3 protein-coding genes and 1 pseudogene are annotated in these 4010 nt (G+C 39.1%); 3 read left to right on the top strand and 1 reads right to left on the bottom strand.

Translation table 11 applies throughout. The features are described 5' to 3' along the window. Positions 1-283 precede the first annotated feature (283 nt). Positions 284-931, bottom strand: a pseudogene (locus BR30_RS33715) (aldo/keto reductase). A gap of 54 nt (positions 932-985) precedes the next feature. Between BR30_RS33715 and BR30_RS33710 the strand changes: the two are divergent. The 3 genes from BR30_RS33710 to BR30_RS0116080 all read left to right on the top strand — a co-directional run. After that, on the top strand, positions 986-1966 hold the full coding sequence (locus tag BR30_RS33710; RefSeq protein ID WP_051633647.1) for an NAD(P)/FAD-dependent oxidoreductase: 981 nt from the start codon (positions 986-988) through the stop codon (positions 1964-1966). Positions 1967-2260: 294 nt separating this feature from the next. Then, positions 2261-2551: a YolD-like family protein gene (locus tag BR30_RS0116085; protein ID WP_081825484.1), complete on the top strand. Its 291-nt coding sequence runs from the start codon at positions 2261-2263 to the stop codon at positions 2549-2551. 906 nt (positions 2552-3457) lie between these two features. Next, on the top strand, positions 3458-4010 hold a 553-nt coding region (locus tag BR30_RS0116080), incomplete at its 3' end, for a reverse transcriptase domain-containing protein (RefSeq protein WP_026565869.1).

The following is a 4010-nucleotide window of genomic DNA, read 5'->3' as shown; positions in this document are numbered from 1 at the left end:
GGAGCCGTGTGCGTTAATTGCGCAAGCACGGTTCTGTGAGGGGAGAGGAATACAATCTACCGTGAGGTAGAGAGATTCCCTTCTACTCGACTAGTTTAAGTACATTCCTTCACAAAGTAATATGAAACGTGATCTTCCTAGTTAGGGAATTGGGCACTTATTTTAGTAAAGAACAAAACAAGCTGCCCAATAATAAGTAGGAATCCTTTCATTTTGTTATATATAATCATTAATAATAAAATTTAAAGCTACGGAGCCCTTTCACCATCTCAGGATCTCTATGTTAAAAGAACAAACTCTCTTTCGTATCTAACGCAGCAATCGTATCCATATCTTCTTGACTTAATTCAAAGTCAAAGATATTTAAAGTTTTCGATGATTCTTTCCTTATGAACAGACTTTGGAATAACAACGATTCCTCTTTGTGTCAACCAACGTAAAATCACCTGGGCAACGGATTTATTATTCTTTTTGGCTACCGATACTAAAACTTCATTCCCGAAGATGTTATTTAGGCAGGAGTTACTTATTATGAATAATCAAATCGTTCAGACGGTCCATCTGGAAGTTACTAACCTCAATCACTCTGATCTTCCTTCTTGGTACAATTCCTTCATAGCACGCCAAGAGCCATATACATCACCAAATGGTTGATGAATTAAATATAAATCCAAATAGTCCAATTGCAGTCTTTCTAGCTATTTTGCAATTGCTTTTTGTGTGCTTCTTAACCAGCATCCTGAATCCAGAGTTTTGTAGTAATAAACAATTCTTATCTTGCTACGCCACTACGCTTAATTGCTTTGCCAACGGCTTCCTCGTTTTGATAAGCGGCAGCTGTATCAATTAATCGATAACCTGCCATAATAGCATCATAAACGCTTCGTTCACATTCATCAGCGTCTGTAATCTGATAAACTCCGAAGCCCAGTGTCTGGTCGTCTTAATTACAGACTTTTGAATAGTTAAATAAAAGGGTGAAGATATGTCTCATAAAAATTCTTATCAATGCATTATTGTCGGAGGTGGAATTGCTGGGTTGCAGGCTGCAATTCAGCTCGGGCGATACAATCATCAAGTACTTGTGATTGATAAAGGAGAAGGACGTTCCACATTATGTAAATGTTATCATAACGTATTAGGTTGGCCTGATGGTGTTGATGGACAAACGCTTCGTCACTTAGGAAGACAACATGCAGAGAAATATGGAGTAACTTTTAAGGAAGATGAGATTGTAAAAGTAGAAAAACAAGGGGAAAAGTTCAAATTACAAGGAACTTCACTAAATTGCTATGAAAGTAAATGCCTTTTATTAGCAACGGGTATAAAAGATCACATCCCATTAGAAATACCTAACTTAAAGGAATGTCTAGGAATATCAATATATATTTGCGCTGATTGTGACGGCTATGAAGTGACAAATAAAAAGGTGATTGTAGCTGGATCAGGTGATCCTGGGGCAAACATGGCTCTAACCCTTACGTACTGGACGAAGGAACTTATTTATATAAATTCAGACGGTAAGAAAATAAGTGAGGGTGTTCAAATGAATTTAGCTGAAAATGGAATTCCAATGATAGTGGACAAAGTTATTGGAGTAGAGACAAATGGTGAAGGACGTTTTACTGCCTTTTTGACAGGAGATGGAAATAAAATAAAAGGAGAACGAGGGTTTCTTGCCTTTGGTGGAAATAAAGTAAATACAGATTTGTTAAAACAATTAGGCATTGAACGACTAGAAAATCTACATATCCCAACAAATCCGAGGACGAAGGAAACAAATGTACCAAACGTTTGGGTTGCAGGTGATATCGGTGTTCACTCGGAGCTATTAACAATTGCAATGGGAGAAGGAGCACAAGCAGCGATTTGGATCCATAAACGTATATTAGAACAAAGAAGGGACTCGATTGACAAATTTTTTTCCAATTCTTTTAAGAACACTAATGAAAATAGGGGAATCTGAAGAAAAAGTTAAGGAGTTTTTTCATGAAAGAAAAGGCATTATTTTTATCATCATCCTTATAGGCTTGGGAATGATGACATACTACGGCGTTGAATAAATCAAAAAAATCAAGATAGCTTTACCTATTAGACCATTATCGGATTCCAAGCTTTCCTACCTTTAAGAACACGTAAAATTGGTCTTTTTATTTTTCCTTACATATAGAACGTTTGTTTGTATATAATAAGAACAAAGGAGGTGTTCGTATTGACGATAAGAGACCGCGGAAAAGTTAAATGGCAGTTCGCCTTTGGAATGCCGGAGCTAATTAAGGCGCAACGTGATTTATGGCGTGATTCAGAACGTGTTGAAAAACCGTTACTAGACGTTTATGAATTCGAGGAATTCGATCAGCGGATAGCTTACGCAATGGCGTATAAGCTAACGGTGAAGCTTAGCGTATGGTCTGACGGATTCACCACGGAGATTACTGGCGCCGTTAACCGCGTTGATCCGATTACGCATGAACTCCGAATAGAAGTAAAGCCTGGCGAATATGAACGGGTGGCATTCGATGATGTGTGCGCAGCTACTGTCGTAGATTAGGTTTTTCTAATTAAACTCCCATGAAAATAAAAACTGAAAAAGCGCATGAAAAAATAGACCCAGAAAAACCAGTTTTTAAAAAAAGGCTGAGCCTCTTGAAGGATCGTATATAAGATTGGCTGGTAAACCGACTTGTGAAACCTTTCTACTTAAAATGAAATCAGTTAAAGCTGGCGCAACAACCAGAAAAAGGATTAATCTCCCATGAGTGCTACCCCTAAAGGGTGCGACAGTCGGTGGTACACCGTGGTCGTTGGAGTCAGACTAACGGATGGGCTCAAAGGCACCATAGTTCAAAGACCTTCTTCGCCAGCATTAAAACAGTATAGACGGTCTTAGCCATTTTCATTCTCTGTGGTGCAGCGCTGATTTTGCGCTGCATGGATGGCTAACGGGCAGGTGTGCTGCCGAGCCTAGGTCGTATCATATAGCGGGTGGGATTCTCGCCTAGTAAGAACTAGCCATTCGCTCGTAGCGAGTCTTGGAGGGCTAAAGGTAACCTTAGTCTTTAAGCGTAGACAGCTAGGTGGCGGGCCGAAAGCCAAATGGTTGAAGGGATTGAGCTCCATAATGTTAGTAAAATGAGAGGACTGATGCCTTACCTGCGTGCAGAAAGCTACATTTTATCTTTCGTTAAGGCAAGAAGGGTAAAACCTCTCTGGAGTCAGAGACCTTGGCACGTTACACATTGATATGATACGGCAACTCGGGAGACCCTACCGGTCTTTTCTTTTGAAGAGTATGGTTAACAAGCGATAATAAGCAAGGAAACCAAATGCCGATGTAGGGAGTCGGATAGCAGCGTAGTACCAATGAAGTTGGGTAATGCCGATGGAGGAAAGGCTAGCTACCAGTTATCGCCCTTACTAGGGACACATTTACTACACACAGAGGTAGGTACAATAAATGGAAACAAAACTACTAAGGATAGCAGAATTAGCGAAATCTGATCCAAGAATGAAATTTACATCTCTTGCACATTTTTTAAATAAGCAAGCACTAGTTCAATGTCATCGTGAACTACCTAATAAGAAGGCTACTGGGATTAACGGTACAACTAAAGAGCAATACGGTGAAAGTTTAGAAGAAAACATAGAGGATTTAGTAAGTAGGCTTAAAAGCAAAAGCTATCGTCCTGTTCCAGTAAGGAGAATGTATATTCCAAAGCTCAATTCAAACAAGAAAAGGCCATTGGGAATACCAGAACATGAAGATAAAATTGTACAAAAAGGCATTACAAAGATACTAAATACCATCTATGAGAATGATTTTCTAGACTGTTCTTTTGGATTCCGTCCAAATCGTAGTTGCCATGATGCTTTAAAGATACTGAACTATTACATTGAAAAGAGGTCAGTAAATTATATAGTAGATGTAGATATCAAAGGATTCTTCGACAACGTTGACCACACATGGATGTTGGAGTTCTTAAAATTGCGAATCTCTGACCCTAACCTTC

The organism is Bacillus sp. UNC41MFS5, assembly GCF_000686805.1.
The sequence above is the reverse complement of the archived record's forward strand: the minus strand, read 5'-3'. Positions and strand labels throughout refer to the sequence as shown.

What these genes read in the sequence shown, in the direction of transcription:
- BR30_RS33710 (WP_051633647.1), top strand. Translation starts at nt 986, where the DNA reads ATGTCTCATAAAAATTCTTATCAATGCATTATTGTCGGAGGTGGAATT.
- BR30_RS0116085 (WP_081825484.1), top strand. Translation starts at nt 2,261, where the DNA reads ATGCCGGAGCTAATTAAGGCGCAACGTGATTTATGGCGTGATTCAGAA.